Annotated in this window: 1 protein-coding gene; it reads right to left on the bottom strand. The window is 43.4% G+C overall.

Annotated features, from left to right (window positions below; all coding sequences use genetic code 11):
- Nucleotides 1–518, bottom strand: a 518-nt coding sequence (locus N1032_RS27885) for a hypothetical protein (RefSeq protein WP_259543989.1), incomplete at both ends; no start/stop codon positions are given.

The following is a 518-nucleotide window of genomic DNA, read 5'->3' as shown; positions in this document are numbered from 1 at the left end:
GGTCAGGAGTCAGGCGCAAATTGCCGATGCGCTTACGATATGATTTAGCCTGATTCGCGTTTTCATTGCCGTCAACTATTCCGAAACATTGTTTGCGCACGTATTCGCGTACACGTCCGGTATTAGTCAGAGGAAGCATGTTCACAGATTTGTACTCTATCAACTGCTCTTTGATATACGCCAGAATGATTTCAATATCATTATTGCAGTACATCATTTCTTGCTCAGTTAACGGCGTTGCGTGGTGGCGTACCAGTTCATAATCTAAATCGCCCTCTAGTTTACGCACCTTATGAGTTGTTAAGTTCTTAGCAACTTGAGCAAGTGACGCGCCAGCCAGTTTATAACTACAGCGAAACTCTATCCCATTGTTGGTTGTCGCCTTAACTGGTTCACCTTCAGCAAGTGCAAATATTTCCTCCCATTGAAAATGCTTGCGCATAAAATGGAAATCGTATTTCAAGTTGTGGACGAATACCAATAGACGGCGCGAGAAATCCAACTCAAAGAAACGGCTA

Source organism: Herbiconiux daphne (assembly GCF_024979295.1).
Classification (GTDB): domain Bacteria; phylum Actinomycetota; class Actinomycetes; order Actinomycetales; family Microbacteriaceae; genus Herbiconiux; species Herbiconiux daphnes.
This window is presented reverse-complemented; position numbering and strand designations above follow the sequence as displayed.